Annotated in this window: 13 protein-coding genes; 5 read left to right on the forward strand and 8 right to left on the reverse strand. The window is 61.9% G+C overall.

The window, feature by feature from the left end; genetic code table 11:
* Positions 1–4: 4 nt before the first annotated feature.
* Positions 5–1,687, reverse strand: coding sequence for an FAD-dependent oxidoreductase (locus tag P9255_RS01445; RefSeq protein ID WP_309789064.1), 1,683 nt, complete (start codon positions 1,685–1,687; stop codon positions 5–7).
* A gap of 946 nt (positions 1,688–2,633) precedes the next feature.
* Here P9255_RS01445 and P9255_RS01450 point away from each other — a divergent pair.
* From P9255_RS01450 to P9255_RS01470, 5 genes are all read left to right on the forward strand, one after another.
* The gene (locus P9255_RS01450; RefSeq protein ID WP_309789065.1) at positions 2,634–3,716 is read left to right on the forward strand and encodes a hypothetical protein; all 1,083 of its coding nucleotides are present in this window, start codon (positions 2,634–2,636) and stop codon (positions 3,714–3,716) included.
* A gap of 24 nt (positions 3,717–3,740) precedes the next feature.
* Positions 3,741–4,691: a KpsF/GutQ family sugar-phosphate isomerase gene (locus tag P9255_RS01455; protein WP_309768515.1), complete on the forward strand. Its 951-nt coding sequence runs from the start codon at positions 3,741–3,743 to the stop codon at positions 4,689–4,691.
* Between the two features lie 9 nt (positions 4,692–4,700).
* Positions 4,701–5,999, forward strand: a complete 1,299-nt coding sequence (locus tag P9255_RS01460; protein WP_309768516.1) for a cytidylyltransferase domain-containing protein — start codon at positions 4,701–4,703, stop codon at positions 5,997–5,999.
* Positions 6,000–6,264: 265 nt separating this feature from the next.
* A complete protein-coding gene (locus tag P9255_RS01465; protein ID WP_309768517.1) occupies positions 6,265–6,729 on the forward strand; it encodes a ProQ/FinO family protein in 465 nt (154 codons plus the stop codon).
* Between the two features lie 458 nt (positions 6,730–7,187).
* Positions 7,188–9,467 carry a filamentous hemagglutinin N-terminal domain-containing protein gene (locus tag P9255_RS01470; RefSeq protein ID WP_309768518.1) on the forward strand — a complete coding sequence of 760 codons (2,280 nt, stop codon included), beginning with the start codon at positions 7,188–7,190 and terminating at the stop codon, positions 9,465–9,467.
* 39 nt (positions 9,468–9,506) lie between these two features.
* On the opposite strand, the gene P9255_RS01475 is transcribed toward P9255_RS01470, so the two are convergent.
* From P9255_RS01475 to P9255_RS01505, 7 genes are all read right to left on the reverse strand, one after another.
* Complete coding sequence (locus tag P9255_RS01475) at positions 9,507–10,988, reverse strand: M81 family metallopeptidase (protein WP_309768519.1); 1,482 nt, start codon at positions 10,986–10,988, stop codon at positions 9,507–9,509.
* Positions 10,985–12,244, reverse strand: coding sequence for a Zn-dependent hydrolase (locus P9255_RS01480; protein WP_309789066.1), 1,260 nt, complete (start codon positions 12,242–12,244; stop codon positions 10,985–10,987). Before P9255_RS01480 ends, P9255_RS01475 begins: the two co-directional genes overlap by 4 nt.
* 36 nt (positions 12,245–12,280) lie before the next feature.
* The gene (locus P9255_RS01485) at positions 12,281–12,982 is read right to left on the reverse strand and encodes an ABC transporter ATP-binding protein (RefSeq protein WP_309768521.1); all 702 of its coding nucleotides are present in this window, start codon (positions 12,980–12,982) and stop codon (positions 12,281–12,283) included.
* Entirely contained in the window at positions 12,979–13,746 is a 768-nt protein-coding gene (locus P9255_RS01490) for an ABC transporter ATP-binding protein (protein ID WP_309789067.1), read from the reverse strand. Before P9255_RS01490 ends, P9255_RS01485 begins: the two co-directional genes overlap by 4 nt.
* The gene (locus P9255_RS01495; RefSeq protein ID WP_309789068.1) at positions 13,743–14,726 is read right to left on the reverse strand and encodes a branched-chain amino acid ABC transporter permease; all 984 of its coding nucleotides are present in this window, start codon (positions 14,724–14,726) and stop codon (positions 13,743–13,745) included. Before P9255_RS01495 ends, P9255_RS01490 begins: the two co-directional genes overlap by 4 nt.
* A gap of 35 nt (positions 14,727–14,761) precedes the next feature.
* Complete coding sequence (locus P9255_RS01500) at positions 14,762–15,622, reverse strand: branched-chain amino acid ABC transporter permease (RefSeq protein WP_309768524.1); 861 nt, start codon at positions 15,620–15,622, stop codon at positions 14,762–14,764.
* An 80-nt stretch (positions 15,623–15,702) separates the two neighbouring features.
* Positions 15,703–16,911, reverse strand: coding sequence for an ABC transporter substrate-binding protein (locus P9255_RS01505; RefSeq protein WP_309768525.1), 1,209 nt, complete (start codon positions 16,909–16,911; stop codon positions 15,703–15,705).
* Between the last annotated feature and the right edge of the window lie 147 nt (positions 16,912–17,058).

The following is a 17,058-nucleotide window of genomic DNA, read 5'->3' on the forward strand; positions in this document are numbered from 1 at the left end:
GTTCTCATCCGTTACAGGTGGCGCGGTCAACTGCCGCGGAGATGGATCGGGTGTCCATCTGGCGCCAGCGGGCACAGACGTGCTGATCAGGACGCAGCAGATAAAACGTTCCCGGGCGCGCGTCGAAGCGATGCATGACGATGCCTTCGACATCTTCGATCACCACCGCACCGGGCACCGCACATGCACTGGCCCCACGGGGAACGACGATCAGCGGTCGTACTGGAATCGGCAGGTGCGCCAGCTTCGAAAGTTGTGCGGCGGTCTTTTTCAGATCGTCATCGAGCCCGCAGAAATACAGTCCGACGAACTGGCCGTCGGCGATCTGGTTGAGGAACCATGCGTCCTTTCCATCCACGCGCACCGGCGCATCGGCACTTACTGCGCCAGGAACCATCGTGCAAGAGAATGCGTCGTTGGCTTCGTCCGGCGTGTTCAGCGGCGACCCTGACAGTACGGACGGAACCGACAATCTGCCGCTATTGACGATGCGCCGCGCGAAGGGATAGTCCTTCGCGAGCTTGAGCGTCGCGTCGCGAAACAGGCGCGAAACCGCGCTTTTCGGCGTGATGAAGTCAGTGGCGCGTGTCGAGTTCAGGATGTTTTCATCTGCCGCGTACTCACGTTCCGATGCATAGGTGTCGAGCAGAGCGGGCGGCGCATCGCCATTGACGACCAGCCTGAGCTTCCACGCGAGATTGTCGGCATCCTGCACGCCGCTGTTGGCGCCACGCGCACCGAACGGCGACACGCCGTGGGCGGAATCACCGGCGAACAACACGCGCCCATGACGGAACGAGTCCATGCGCAGGCAGGAGAACGTGTACACGCTGACCCATTCGAGATCGAATTCGACGTCCTCGCCAAGCAGCGCCTTTACACGCGGTATCACGCGCTCAGGAGCCTTTTCCGCAACCGGATCGGCATCCCAGCCGAGCTGGAAGTCGATACGCCAGACGTCGTCCGGCTGGCGATGCAGCAGCACCGACTGGTTGCGGTGGAACGGTGGATCGAACCGGAACCAGCGCTCCGTAGGGAATGAGGCCTTCATTTTCACGTCGGCGATCAGAAAGCGATCCTTGAACGTGCGGCCTTTGCTGTTCAAGCCGAGCATGTTGCGCATCGGGCTGCGCGCACCGTCAGCGGCGATCACGTACTGCGCGCGCAGAGCATAAATGCCATCCGGCGTCTCGATCTGTAATTCGACATGATCGTCGCGCTGCTCGAGACCGACGACGTTACTCTTCCAGCGCACCTGCAGGTTATGGAGCTGAAGCGCCCGCTCGGCGAGATAGCCCTCGACGTAATACTGCTGAAGATTGATGAACGCAGGCCGTGCATGGCCGGCTTCAGGTAACAGATTGAACGTGTAGATCAATTCGTCCTGCAGAAAGACTTTGCCGACGTTCCAGCTCACGCCCTTTTCGACCATTCGATCGCCGCAGCCGAGGCGATCGAAGATTTCGAGCGTGCGCTTGGCGAAGCAGATGGCACGCGATCCGCTCGACAGCGTGTCGTCGTTATCGACGAGTACGGTCTTTACGCCTTGCTGCGCGAGATCGATCGCAGCAGTAAGTCCGACCGGCCCCGCTCCGACCACAACGACAGGGTGAATCACGGCACTGGGGGCGTCGTGGTCCGGGGCTCGAACGTAATCGAACCGCAGCGTTTGGTAGTCGGTCGGCATCGGCGTCTCCAGGCTTCTTTTGTTTATAGCAAGTTATCTTGCTATCTACGAATTGAGCTCATTCTAGTTTCATTAGCGCCACGGAGAATGTGTGTTTACCCTAACGGGGTCCGCTGACCTCGGGTAGAGGCAATCGCGCGGCAACGTGCGAAACAGCGGTCCGACTGGCAAAGGCCCAATCAATGAATGTCTTTTAGTTGGATAGCGATTCAGTTGTTGCCGGTCTTCGAAATGCGGAATGGTCACGGAAAATCGACGTCTGGCGCATTGGAGGGTCGCGACACATTCGCCCCGATCTTTGTCGGGGTCTAGCCGTGTCGTGCGTGAGTAAATAAGCGCAAGTACTTACTCGTTCCGGCCACTAGCCGATTTTCTTCGGGGCAACCGATAAAGCGCCTTTCCTTGGCTGCCGCCGAAAGCCTGCGCGCCCGATTGCACCGTGCGCAGCCCGCTTAGGATGAAGCTCGTGGCACGCGTCCACCCGGAAGTCGCATCCGACGGGCGATCGACTGCATGTGCGAAGTCAAGACCACTAAGCCGAAACAGCCGCTCCGCCTAACGCCCCTCTTTCGCGAAACACCGAAAAGGCCGGTTTAAGCCTGTCTTTTCGCGTCTTAGCTTCGCGCGTCCATCGGTAACATTGTTCCCATCGTGCTGATTCTTCGTCTTCCTGGAAACACCAGCCACAATGCCTGATCTGAGAAATATTGCCGTCCTGAGCTGCTTCGGTGCGGACCATCCCGAAGTCGTCGAGTTCCTGAACGATCTCGACGCTGCACTCAAACGTCGTGGCGTCGCACTTGTCGTGTTGACGACGATCGCACAACGGAAGCTGACTGCTCTGTCTTTGCCGATACCGTACGACTTCAACGGCTTCGATTCACAGTTCGACGACAGCATCAGCCGTCCGCCCTTCCATCCGTTCGAACAAGCGCGCGACGGCGCGATGGCATGGGGCGCGGCCCCGCAAAGCGTCGAGCGCACCGCGCACGGCATCGCCAAATGCGAGGCGTTCTACAGGATGGTGGCAACGCATCTGAAGCCGGCCATTGGGATGTTCTGGAACACGACGCATCCGCACAGCCGGATTGCGCGCAACACCATGTCGGCGCACGGCGTGCCAGCTTATTGTATTGAGCGAGGATGGCTGATGGGCACGTTCCAGTTGCACAGCACGGAAAACAACGCGTTCAACGATCTTCATCTCGACTTTCCGACACGCCAGCGCCTCAAGCAGGACGTTCGCTCCCATGCCGAAGATCCCTGGCGTTTCAACGCTGCGCGCGACTACTACATCACCCGCGCCAAAGCAAAATACGCCGGTAAAGACAAGCTCGATCCGCAAGCGGTGCGGGCGAAATACGGCATCGACGATGCTCCGCTCATCGCATGCTTCAGCGCCGCCGCCGGTTCGTCACTTGTGCCGCATCAAGTGCCGTCCATGCGCTTTTCGTCACCGCTCTTCGACAACCTCCCGGCGGCACTTGCACTTCTTTCAGAGCATCTCGCCGCGTGGCCGGAAGCGCGTGTACTCGTTCAGGCGCACCCGATCGACAGAATAATCACCGAGGCGCTGCGCAAGGGAACGCTGCCGCTGCCCGACCGCTTCATCTTGTCTGACGCAGAGAACGTGCACTCATTGCTCGATGCAGCCGACCGCGTCGCCATCGTTGGCAGCACCACGGTTCAGTTCGATGCGCTGCTCTACGACAAACCCGTGCTGAGCATGTCTCGCAACGTTACGGTGACGGCGGGCGCAGCTTACGGCCTGGTGGAACACGGGGCGCAAGCGGTCGCCGACTGGAAGGACGACGTCGATGCACAAGCACAGGCAAGCGCGCGTCGCGGCCTGATCGGCTGTGTTTGCGCGGAGCGCCTGATCCGTCAACGCAGCCTGCCCGGCTTCGTCGAGAACGATACCGAGACCCTCGCAGACTTCATCGCATCGCTCGGCGACGGCGGCGATGACATGCAACACCGCCTCGACGCCTTCGCCGCCGAACTGCGGCAAAGCGTGCGCGGGCAGTAAGAGATAAAAACTTCGAGCAAAGACATGAATACGCCCTCTCACATCAGTATCGCGCGACAAGTATTCGACATCGAGATGAACGGCCTGCGCGCAGTGCGCAGTCTGATCGACGACAGCTTCGCAAGTGCCGTCGAATGCATGCTGGCGTCGCGAGGTCGCGTGGTGTTGTGCGGTATCGGCAAATCCGGGTATGTCGCCCGAAAGACGTTTGCAACGTTGGTCTCCACTGGAACGCCGAGCCTCTTCATGCATCCCGGCGAGGCGTTTCACGGTGACTTGGGCATGGTTCTCCCGGAAGACGTGTTTCTGATGATGTCGAACTCCGGTGAGACCGAAGAAATCCTGAGACTCGTTCCATTCATTCAGGACAACGGCAACAAGATGATTGCGCTTACCGGCAACGCCGAGTCGAGTCTCGCACGCGTGGCCGATCACCATCTCAACATTCGCATTGAGGAAGAGGCTTGCCCGCTGCAACTCGCGCCGACCGCCTCGACGACGGCCGCCCTCGTAATGGGCGATGCTCTCGCCATCGCATTGATGAAGGCTCGAAATTTCGACGCAGAGAACTTTGCACGCTTCCATCCGGGCGGTTCACTCGGACGCAAGCTACTGCAGCGTGTACGCGATGCCTTGCATCCCGCCACCTTCGTTCCGGCCAACGCCCCCGCCACCGCCGTTATCGCAAAGCTCGCACAGTCGCGAACGGGGCTTATCTGTGTGGGTACTGAAACGGCACTCGAAGGCATCGTTACCGATGGCGATCTGCGACGCGCGTTGAACCGTCAGGCCGACTCCGGGTTCTTCGACCTGAAGGCCGCAAACCTGATGACAGGCAAGCCCAAAACCATCAACAGCGCCGCGCGCTGCGCCGAAGCAGATGCCTTGATGGAAACCACGGGCGTGAACTCGCTCGTCGTGATGAGCGAAGGTTCGGTCACGGGCATTTACCAGCTTCTCAACAAAATTCACTGAAGGCTTCGAATGAAAGTTATCGCGTTCCTCCCGGCAAAGGGCTCCAGTTCGAGAATCGAAAGCAAGAACATGAAGATGCTCGATGGCAAGCCACTCTTTCTGCACATGCTGGAGAAGCTTACCGCTTGCGACTTCATCGACGAGGTCTATCTCGACACGGAATCGGAAGAGGTGATTGCGGCCGCAAGCGAGGTCTCGTGCAAGATCATGCGCCGTGACCCGGAACTGGCAAGCAACAAGACCGACGGCAATCAGCTTTTCTTAAACGAGGTGCACCACGCGAGCGCCGACATCTATGTTCAGGTGCTCGGGACAAGCCCCTTTATCACCCCCGAAACCATCAAGAGGGGCATCGATATACTCAAGGAGAACGCGCAATACGACTCCGCGGTGCTGGTCCGCAAAGAGCGTCAATACACCTGGTGTAGCGGACGTCCTTCCTACGACATCGAGCATATTCCAAACAGTGCCGATCTCGGGGACACGATCATCGAGACGATGGGGCTGTACATCGTCCGACGTCAGGCAGCGCTCGACACCCGCCGGCGCATCGGTGACGTTCCCTATCTTCTTGACGCCTCCGCGCTCGAAGCGGTGGATGTCAACTGGCCCGAGGACTTCGCGCTCGCGGAACTGATCGCGGCGGGCATGCGCGAGAAGGATCGCAAGCTACTCGGCAATATCAAGAATCACCTTACGAGTTCGATGCTTTCCGACATTCTCGACGATCTCGGCTATCCCGATCAGATCGTCAAAGGATTGACACCGAATATGAGCGGCGCCAAGCTCTTTGGTCGCGCAAAGACCCTGAAGCTGCGCAGGCTTGAGGAGGGTGAAGATTTCCGTGGCATCTATCATGCGTTGAAGTCGTATGAAACGATCGTTCCGGACGACATCATCGTCGTTGAGAATGAAGTGTCAACGCATGCTTATTTTGGTGAGCTAAACGCAAACCTTGCAATCCGCTCGGGCGCGGCGGGCGTCATCGTGAACGGAATGACCCGCGACACGGTGGCTGTTCGCGCCACGGGTCTGCCGGTGTTCGCACAAGGCTCGACCTGTCAGGACGTGCGCAAGCGTGCGACCACCGAATCCATCAACAAGACGATATCTCTCAACGGCATCGAAGTACGGCCGCAATCGCTGATCTTCGCGGACGCGGAAGGCGTGGTCGTGATCCCGCCGCGTATCGAGAAGCGCCTCATCGAGGAGATCTTCAAAGCGGCGGCAAACGAAAAGAGAATCCTCGTCGATATTTCCAACGGCGCCGACGTGGACCATCTGACCGCAAACTATGGCTTCTTTTAAGTAGCGAAACGCGAGTTGCTACGCGAAAGAAGATCGCCGGGGAAACGGATCGCGCTTGTTACAGTGCTGGGCGAACATGGCGGCGCATCCCGCAGCGTGGCCTTGCAAACCGGCGCAGATCCTTCAGCAGCGAGAGATGACAGTACGCTGAACTTGTGCCGGGCGAGGCTGCGGTGAACCCGTCATAAGCGGTCCGCCCGCCGCCAGAATGAAGCGGGCCGTTGCGGCTGATAAAATCCGTCAACGATCCTCAAGGGTAACCGTCATGGGTTTTGAACAACTCGCGCAACTGAAAGAGCAACTGTCCAAGCAATCGAAGAGTGCCCCGGCGAAGAAGCCGTCGCGCCCGCCTCGTCCCGCCACGGACGCGCAGCAGCGTCCGGTCGACCCGGTCGTGCACGCAATCGGAAAGCTCCAGCGGCGCTTTCCGGTCGCGTTTCCAAAGAATCCCGCTCCTAAAGTGCCGTTGAAGGTCGGCGTCATCGACGACTTGCTTCAGCGCGCATCCGACATCGGCTTGACCGATGCCGAGATTCGCAACGCCATCAAGGTCTGGTGTCGCGGCGCTCGTTATTGGAGCAGTCTCGTCGAGGGCGCTGCGCGCGTTGACCTCGATGGGAATCCGACAGGCAACGTATCGGCGGCCGACGCCGGGCGCGCGCGACAACTGGAAGCAAGGCGTTCGGCTCGTGCATCGACGACCTCAGGGGACTCGGCGCAAAAAAGCTGATGGCACCTCTGCCAGGCGCGCTGGAAAAACGGATGTCGCCTCGCAATGCCCGCCCTGCGTCATCCATGCCTTGCACTCGACCGGCAAGCCGAAGCGGTCGATGGCCGAGCATCGCCGTGTCGTCGATTGCATTGCGCGTCGCAATCCGCAGTGTTCGCCCGTTGCGTCGCGCGACGCCTTTGAAGGCGCTGCCGGACATCGTCGTTCATCGACTGCATCCAACGCCATGCGAGCGCCGAGGCGGCCCGGTACGCTGTGCGCGACAGCGCAGCGGAGCGCCCTTCCATAGGACTACTTGTCCTGCTGCGCCGACGTCATCGCGCTCGACCGTCGGCGTTCTTCACTAAAGGCCGTACGTACGTACGGACAAAGACGGCTCCCGTTGCATTTCGCTCAATAGTTCCTATGCTGAACTAAGTCCATCGTTCGACTGACACGCTTGCGATGCAGGAGGCGTCATGCACGGTTTCCGGGCCTTGCTGTCGGCTGTGGCAACGGTCGGCTGGTCATGCGTCGCAATCGCCGCCGGCCCGTTGCCGCAGAACGGCCGGTTCGTTGCGGGATCGGGAAGCATCGCTTCCTCCGGCACACGACTCGACGTTATCCAGAGCACGCCGCGAGGCGTCATCGACTGGAACAGCTTTTCCATCGGTCGCGATAACAGCGTCGCCGTGCAAAACGGCACGGGCGCCACCCTGTCGCGCGTCACCGGCACCAGCGCTTCGATAATCGATGGAAGTCTCACCGCCACCGGAAGCCTCTATCTGGTCAATCCGCAAGGGGTCCTCATAGGCTCCCACGGCATCGTCACAACCGGGGGACGCTTCGTCGCATCGACCCTCGATGTCGGCAACGATGATTTCATGAAGAGCGCGCATCTCACGCTGAACGGCGCGAGCAATGCTTCAGTGGTGAACCTCGGGAAGATCAGCTCCAGCGGCGGCGATGTTTTCCTGATCTCCGTCTCGCACACGGAGAATGCGGGCAGCATCGACGCGCTCAACGGCACGGCAGAGCTGGTCAGCGCAAGGCAAGTGCTGCTGAAAGACTCGGCAAGCGACGCACAAGTCTTCGTTCAGGCCGGCGCGCCCGGCAACGTGATCAATCATGGCGCCGTCCGCGCCGCGCAGATCCGGCTCGAAGCGGCAGACGGCAACGTCTATGCGCTCGCGGGCAATCAGTCTTCGCTTCGCGCAACAGGGACGGCGACGCGCACCGGGCGCGTGTGGCTTGTCGCGAAGTCGGGCGACGTTCAGCAGCATCAGCCCGTCGAGGCGGCGAACAGCGGCGGCGATGGCGGCGTGGTGGAAACGGTCGGCCGCACCATGCAGCTCGACGACACGACCGTCCACGCAGACAAGTGGCTCATCGGGCTGGACGAGCTAAAGGCCGGACCGCGCAACTCGGGCGCGCTTTCCCGAAGCCTGTCGGACGGCACATCGGTGGTGGTCAACGCGGCGGGAGATATCGACATGCTGTCGACGCTGCGCTGGAGCGGCAATGCTACGCTCGCGCTCAACGCGGGACGCACCATCGAGATTGGTCCAGTCGCGACGATCTCGAACACGGGCGCCGGCAAGCTGACACTGCGCGCGGATGCGCAAGGCATCGACAATCACGGCAGCGTCATCAACGCCGGCACCATCGACTGGACGAGGAGCACAGGCGCCGTCGCCGCGCTCGTCGACGAAAACGGCCGCTTCGTCCCTGGCACGGTGAGGGCGAACTGTGCGTGGATACCCCCGCCGTTCAGCGGACTGCGCACGCAGGTGACGGCGTATCGGCTCGTCAATTCCGTGGGCCAACTGGAACGCATCACGCAAGACCTGTCGGGAAACTACGCGCTCGGCAAGGATATCGCTTCAGACCGGGAGTTCACGCCGATCGGAACGGGTAGCGCGGAAGGTTTCACTGGACAGTTCGATGGATTCGGACACGGGCTCAGCCTCAGCTTTCCGAAAGGCGCCGACGGTCGCGAAGACCTGTTGGGACTCTTCGCAAGCATAGGGCGAGCGGGCGTCGCACGAAACTTCTCGATGACCGGCTCATTCGGCTACCTGGGGAGCGCGACCGCCGGGCTGGTGGCCGGCCAATCGGCGGGACTCATCGCCAACGTCAGCACGTCGGTGCAGTGGAACAGCGACATGATCGGCCTTTCATTGCCCGCAACCGTCGTTGGGTACAACACCGGGACGCTTGCGCGGGTCACGACAGACGCGACGATGTACGCTCAAGGACTGATGACGAGCCTCGCCGGCGCCAATGACGGCCGCATCGTGCAGTCCTCGGCAAACATCGCCTTCAGCGGCGGCACGCATGCACACGTCGGCGGACTGGTCAGTTACAACGGAAAGAACGGCGTCATCGAGCAGTCTTACGTGACGGGAACGGGAAGCGGCGTGACGGACGGTGGCATTGCGCTCAGCAACGCAGGGGTGATCAGGGAATCGTTCGCGGCGGCATCCCTTCCGAATTCCTTGCCGCCCGGTTACGTCGGCGCCGTCGCATCGAGCAACTCGGGGAACATCGCGAGTGACGTCTACTGGGACAAGGAAGTGTCGACACTCGACAACGGCGTGGCGTCCGGCACGATGATGCCCAGGGCGAACGGCCTGACGACCGCGCAGATGAGCCGCGCGTCGAGCTTCGCGCCAACGTGGGACTTCGCACCGGGCGGAACATGGACGTTCGTGCCCGGAGTCTCGCATCCGGTTCTGCAATGGCAGGTTCGGGACTGAGTGCCGATGCCTGATCGTTCGCGTCCGTCCCGAGTTCGCTCAATACTCGATGCCCGAATCCAGCGGATAGACGGGCCGCTTCAGGTTTTCGAACGGGAAAAGGCCATAGTCGGAGCTCGTGACCCCACGGCTATCGCATTCGACGAGACCACCCGAAATCGGCACGAAAACCGGGCGGCAGTACATGCGCGACTTGAGTATCAGAAACTTCGCGCCACGCGGATCGATGCCGACGCTCTCGAACACGCCCAGGTCCCACGGTTCGTGTGTCCGCTCGGTCAGTAGGATGCGCGCCACCGGCGTTTCCAGCACGGCGGCGCGGCCCATGTAGGCGCGTTGTCCGGTGTAGGTCGGGCCGCTGATGATGTACTCGCCATTGGTCAGCGCGCGCACGATGCCGGTCACTTCGAACGGCGGCTTGCCGAGCGATGCGACGCTTGCGAGCTTGTTGCCGATGCCGAGCGTGATCGTCGCGCCCTCGCCCGCTTCGAAGAGCTTCTCCACCGCTTCGGGATCGCACAACGGCCCGACGACGATGCGATCGAGACCTTGCCTTAGCGCTTCTTCGAATGCATCGGTCGTGTCGCAGGTTCCGCCCGACATGCAGTTGTCACCGTGATCGAGCAACAGCACAGGCTTGTCGGTTTCACGCGCGAGCGCGGCGCCTTCGCCGATCGACTGCGCAAGCGGCGCACTGTGATACACGAATGCGTCGCGCTCGTTCCAAATCTGCCGCGCGATACGGTCGGCGACCTCCTGCGCCTTCGCGCGCGCGCCATCCGCCACGACGACGACGCTGATGCAAGGCGCGGCGATATCGGCAAGCGAGAAGCCCGACAGTACCGACACGGCCAGCACGCCGTCCTCGCGCTCGGCTGCCCGCGCGGCATCGACGGCGCGCTTCATCGCGCCATCGGCCGTCGAGCTTCTGAGCGTGTGCGTGAGCAGCGGCGGTTGCGCCCATGCGATCACGGGGTTGCTTCTTCCATGAACGAGATCGAGCAGGAGCCGCGCCGCATGCTCGCCGCTTTCATACATATCGACGTGCGGATACGTCTTGAAGCTCGTGATCACATTCGCGTTGTCGATCATTTTCTGCGTCACGTTCGCGTGCAGATCGAGCGATACCGCGATCGGCGCATGCGGCAGCACAGCGCGTACGCGTTCCAGCAAATCGCCTTCGCCATCGGGAGAGTTCTCCGCGACCATCGCGCCATGCAGGTCGAGCATCACCGCGTCGCACCCTTCGGCTGCATCGACGATCGCCTGGCAGATCGCGTCATAAGCGGCAGCGGCAACACGCCCGCTCGGATTCGCCGATGCCGATATCGGCGTGACGATCTCGGCCCCTTCGCGCGTCGCGGCATCGATGAACGCGGACATCGCGGTCCGCATGCCCGCATTCTCGCGATACGCGTCGTCGCCATAACAGGGACCGTCGCGCCCGAACGCTTCGAGCGGCGTCGCGACCGGCGAGAACGTGTTGGTCTCGTGATTCATCCGCGCGATGAGAATCTTCATGCGGCGTCTCCTTCCACTGCATTGGCCGCGCGCAGTATCGCGCGCAGAAGCACGTTGCAGCCGGCCTCGAGATGATCGGCGCGTGCATCCTCGATCTCGTTGTGACTGATGCCGTCCTTGCACGGGACGAAGATCATCGCGGCCGGCGCCACGCGTGCGAGATACACGGCGTCATGTCCCGCGCCGCTCACCACGTTCATCGACGTGAAGCCGAGCGCGTCCGCGCTTTCGCGCACCGAAGCCACCAGCGTGTCAGCGAACGGTTGCGGCGCGAAGTAGACAACCTCGTCTACCGTCACAGGCAGGCTCGCTTGCGCGCACGCGTCGCGCAAGGCGCGGTCCATCGCGAGCAATGTGGCGTCGTCGGCGGCGCGCAGGTTGACGGTCAGCTTCACGCGCCCGGGAATGACGTTGCGCGAGTTGGGATGCACGTCCACCCAGCCGACCGTGCCCCGCCCATGCGGGGCATGATCGAGCGCGATGCGGTTGACCACGCGGATCAGATCGGCGGCGACCAGCAACGCATCGCGGCGCAGTTCCATCGGCGTCGGACCCGCATGCGCTTCCATGCCGTCGATGGTGACGTCGTACCAGCGCTGGCCAAGCGCGGCCTGAACGACACCGATCACCTTATCGTGCGCGTCGAGCACCGGTCCCTGCTCGATATGCGCCTCGAAATACGCGCCCACAGGATGCGCCGCGACGCGCTCGCCCGCATAGCCGATCGACGCGAGCGCATCGCGCACCGACACGCCTTCGCGATCCATCTGCGCGAGCGCATGTTCAAGCGTGAACGCGCCCGCGAACACGCCCGAGCCCATCATCACCGGTACGAAACGCGAGCCTTCCTCGTTCGTCCATACGGCGACTTCGAGCGGCGCGGCCGTGCGCACGTCGTTGTCGTTTAACGTGCGCAATACTTCGAGGCCGGCCAGTACGCCGTAGTTGCCGTCGAACTTGCCGCCGGTCGGCTGCGTGTCGATATGGCTGCCCGTCACGACAGGCGGCAGATCGTCGCGCGTGCCTGCACGTCGCGCGAAGATATTGCCGATCGCATCGACGCGCACCGTGCAGCCGGTTTCCTTCGCCCACGCGACGAAGAGATCGCGGCCTTGCTTGTCGAGCTCGGTGAGCGCGAGGCGGCACACGCCGCCTTTCTCCGTCGCACCGATTCTCGCCAGCTCCATCAGGCTGTTCCAGAGACGCGCACCGTCGATGCGCAAGCCGGCATGGGCCGGCATATCGTGAGCTTGCATTCGAGATTCCTTCGCTAGGTGATGGCGGGCATGGCGTCAGACGACGCCCACACCGAGATATCTGTCCTTGATGGATTCATCGGCGATGAAGGCATCGTTCGCCCCTTCGTACACGATGCGCCCTTGCTCGATGATGTAATGACGATCCGCGAGCTGCGTGCATACTTCGAGGTTCTGTTCGACGAGCAGGATCGCCACGCCTGCCTCGCGAATCAGCTTCAGTTGCGCGACGATCTCTTCGACGATCACAGGCGCGAGCCCTTCCACCGGTTCGTCGAGCATGAGCAGGCGCGGATGATTCATCAGCGCGCGGCCGATTGCGAGCATCTGTTGCTCGCCGCCGGAGAGCTGACCGCCGCCGTTCGTGCGCCGCTCTTTCAAACGCGGGAAGATGCGATAGATATCGGACAGTTGCCAGGGCGAGCCCTTGCGCGCGCCGAGCCGAAGATTCTCTTCGACCGAGAGCAACCTGAAGATGCCGCGATGCTCCGGCACGAAGCAGACGCCGCGCGCAGCGATTCTGTGAGGCGGGAGCTTCGCGAGGGCCGCGCCCGCGAATGTCACGCTGCCTCGCTGCGGTGTCACGATGCCCGCGATACTCTTGAGCGTCGTGGACTTGCCGGCGCCATTGCGCCCGAGCAGCGTGACCGTCTCACCCTCGCCGATCTTGAGCGATACGCCCTGAAGAATATGGCTCTTGCCGTAATAGCCGTGGATGTTATCGACAACAAGCGTCATACGCGGCCTCCGGTGATCATGTTGCCGAGATACGCGCTGCGTACGCGTTCGTCGCCGCGAATGCAAGCCGGCTCGCCTTCCACCAGCACCCGCCCTTGCTGCATGACGGTGATCGTGTCGGAGATGTCCATCACGATATCCATGTTGTGCTCGATCAGCACGACCGTATAGTCGTCGCGCAGGCTGCGGATCAGATGCTTCATGTCGTCGAGGTCGTCGATGCCCATGCCCGAGGTCGGCTCGTCGAGAAAAATCGCCTTGGGCCGTGCGGCGAGCGCCATGCCTACTTCGAGACGCCGCTGCTGACCGTGCGACAGCGCGCTCGCCTGCGTCGATGCAAAGCGTTGCAGCGCAAGCCGCTCGAGAATGCCATCGACCGTATCGCGATGTTCCAGCGCGCCGCGCGGCGGCGTCCATGCATTGAGCGCGCGCTTCGAGTCGACGCCTTGCGCGGCGAGGCGCAGGTTTTCGCGCACGGAGAGATTCGTGAAGAGGCTCGTGACCTGAAACGATCGCGCGATGCCCCGCTTCACACGACGATGATCCGGCTCATGCGTCACATCGTGACCATCGAACACGATGTTGCCCGCCGTGATGGGCACGGTGCCCGTCAGCACGTGAAAGAGCGTGGTCTTGCCCGCGCCGTTCGGGCCGATCACCGAATGCACCGTATTCTTCGCGATGCGCAGGTTCACGTCGGTCAGCGCCGAGAACTTGCCGTAGCGTTTCGCCACACCCTTCGCTTCCAGTATCGAGGCGCTCATGCCGGCTCTCCTTCATTGCGTCTCACCGCGCGCCAGATGCGTTCACCCAGCCCCCACAGCCCGCGCTGCATGAAGAGGCTCACGGCAATCAGCACGAGCCCGAGCAGCAGCAGCCAGCGCGGCCAGAGCGTCGAGAGCCAGTCGGCGAACAACACGTAAAACGCTGCGCCGAGCACGGAGGAAAAGAGGTTGCCCGTGCCGCCGATCACCGTCATCACGAGGATCATCTCGCTCGTGTGATAGTCGATGTTCGATAGCGGCGCGATGCCGGTCATCATCGCGTGAAGCGCGCCGGCCAGTCCCGTGACCGCGCCCGACACCACGAACGCAGCGAGCTTGAAGCGCCGGACATCGTAGCCCACGGCCGCGGCGCGCGCTTCGTTGTCGCGGATCGCGAGCAAGGTGCGGCCGAAGACCGAATGCGACACGCGCAGCATCAGCCAGAACGCGATCAGGAATAGCACCGCGACGAACGCATAGTATTGCCACGGCGATGCGATCGATACGAGCGGCTGCCCCAGGATCGACAGCGCCGGACGCGGAATATCCAGCAGGCCGTTGTCGCCGCCGGTGAGATCGGGTGTCGTGTAGGCGAGAAAGTAGAACATCTGCCCGAACGCCAGCGTGAGCATCACGAAGTACGCGCCGCGCTGACGAATCGAGAACCATCCGACGATCGCCGCCGCGACCGCGCCCGCCACGACCGCCCCGAGCAGCGCAACCGGCACTTGCAGCCCTGACTTCGTCAAGATCAGGCCGGCGCTGTAGCTGCCGAGTCCGAAGAAAATGCCCTGCCCGAATGACAGCAGGCCGGTATGCCCGAGCAGCAGATTGCAGCCGAGCGCGGCGAGCGCATAGACGAGCACTTCCGTTGCGAGCGATCCTGAACGCATCGTCATCGGCAGGATGCAGACGGCGATCGCGGCGAGCAACAGAAAGCGGTATCGATGCAGCGAATGCCTGAGGGATCGCTGGGGCATGCCCACGTCCAATGTCTTTGAATCGAGCTTGGAATTCACGCGGTCCTCCCGAGCAATCCGTTCGGGCGCAGCAGCAGCACTGCGGCCATCGCGACATAGATCATGAGACGGGCGCCTTCGGGCCATAGCGTGCTCATCACGCTTTGCACGATGCCGACCAGCAATCCGCCGACGAGCGCGCCGAGAAAGTTGCCCATGCCGCCCACCACGACGACCACGAATGCGACGCCGAGCGCCTCGATGCCCATGAACGGATCGACGCCGCGTATCGGCGCGGCGAGCACGCCCGCGAGCGCCGCCGTCCCTGCGCCGAGCGCGAACACGAGACTGAAGATGCGCGTCACGTTGATGCCGAGCAGGGACACCATCTCGCTCGATTCACTGCCCGCGCGCACCGCGCTGCCGAGGCGCGTGCCTTCGAGCACCCACCATAGAATGCCGGCCAGCACCGCCGTGAACGCGATCACGAAGAGGCGGTATTTCGGGTAGATGAAGCTGCCCCACATCACCACGCCGTTCAGGATGCCGGGCACGGCTACGTTATCGCCGATAGGTCCCCACGCGATGATCGCGCACTCCTGTATCACGAGCGCGAGACCGACCGTCGCGAGAATATGGAACTCGTGCTGTTGCGCATACACATGCCGCAGCACGGCCTTTTCGACGATCCACGCGCACGCGCCGACGACGATGGGCACGATGACGAGCGCGGTCCAGAAACTCATCGACCACTGCATCGCCTGATAGCAGAAATACGCGCCCAACAGATAGAACGCGCCGTGCGCGAAGTTCACGAAGCGCAGCAGCCCGAACACGATCGACAAACCGACCGCGAGCAGAAAATACAGCATGCCCACGCCGATGCCGTTCACGACCTGCAACAGATAAACGTTCATGGCCTTGCATCAGAAGAGTGGCGGCGCGAATGCGGGGCTTGCCTGCATTCGCAAGAGTACGAAGCGTCAGCGCGCCGGCATCAGGCCAGCTTGCACTGCGTCTTGTCGAGCGGCAGGAACGACTGGCCCGAACTCACGATGTCGGCGTAATCGTCCTTGTCTTTCATCTTGCTCTTCGGCTTGCCCTTCAACAGGTAGTAATTCTTCAGCACCTGATGATCGCCCGCGCGAATCTCTTCGGGACCGGTCAGGCCCGCGTACTTCATGCCCTGCAGCGCAGCGATGACTTTCTTCGGCTCGGCGGTGCCGGCCTTCACGATGCCATCGAGAAGAATCTTGGTGCAGATGTACGATCCCGCGAGACTGTAGTTCGGGTTCGACTTGTAAGCGGCCTTCACGCGCTGCACGAGATCGTGGTTGAGCGGTGTATCGATTGCATGCCAGTACTGCGCGCCGAAGTACACGCCTTCGCAGATATCCGGACCGAGCGCCTCGAACTGCTCGAGACCCGACGCCCATGCCATCAGGATCGTGCAATTGTTCTTCATGCCGAAGCTCACGGCCTGCCGCAACGTGTCCGACGACTGCGAGCCGAAGTTGAGAATGAGAAGGACATCCGGCTTCGCGGCGACCGCATTGGTCAGATAACCGCTGAACTCTTTCTCATTGAGCGAGTGATAGCTGTTGCCTACATGCTCGATGCCCTTTTCCTTGAAGATATTCTTCGCGGCGGACAGGAGGCCGTCGCCGAACACGTATTGCGGCGTGATCGTGTACCAGCGCTTCGCCTTGGGCATCGATTCGATCAGCGGCCGCACCGTCTGCTCGATCGCGCCGAAAGTCGGCACCGACCAGCGGAAGGTCGCGCTGTTGCAGTCCTTGCCGGTGAGCTCGTCCGCGCCTGCCGTCGTGATGAAGATGCCGTCGGCCTTCTCCGCTTCCTTGCCCATTGCGAGCGCTTCCGATGAGAGAATTCCGCCCGCGAAATAGCGCGCGTTCTTCTGCTGCGCGATCTCCTGCACGCGCCGCACAGCGGTTGCGGGTTTTCCCTCGGTATCGAGCGTCGTATAAGCGAGCGGTTGCCCGAGCACCTTGCCGTATTGCTCGATGACGAGCTTCATGCCGAGGTCGGCATACTTGCCGTTGGCCGCAAACGGACCGGACATCGGGACCGGGCAGGCGAACTGGATCGGCGAGCCCTGTGCAAAGGCGCTTTTTGCGAGAAGCGCCTCGAACGATCCGGGAATGGCCGACAAGGCGGCCAGCTTCAACATGTTTCGGCGATTCAAAATTGACGCTCCTCGTGAAGATGATCCGCCAGCCGCCCGGCGTGATGTTTCATGGTAAGTTCGAGCCTCGGCTGCTTCGCCGGGTTTATGATGATAAATAGAATGAACCTGATGCTAGGAACAATAAATTCCGGTGTCAATAAGGCA

It is taken from the genome of Caballeronia sp. LZ019 (genome assembly GCF_031450825.1).
Classification (GTDB): Bacteria; Pseudomonadota; Gammaproteobacteria; order Burkholderiales; family Burkholderiaceae; genus Caballeronia.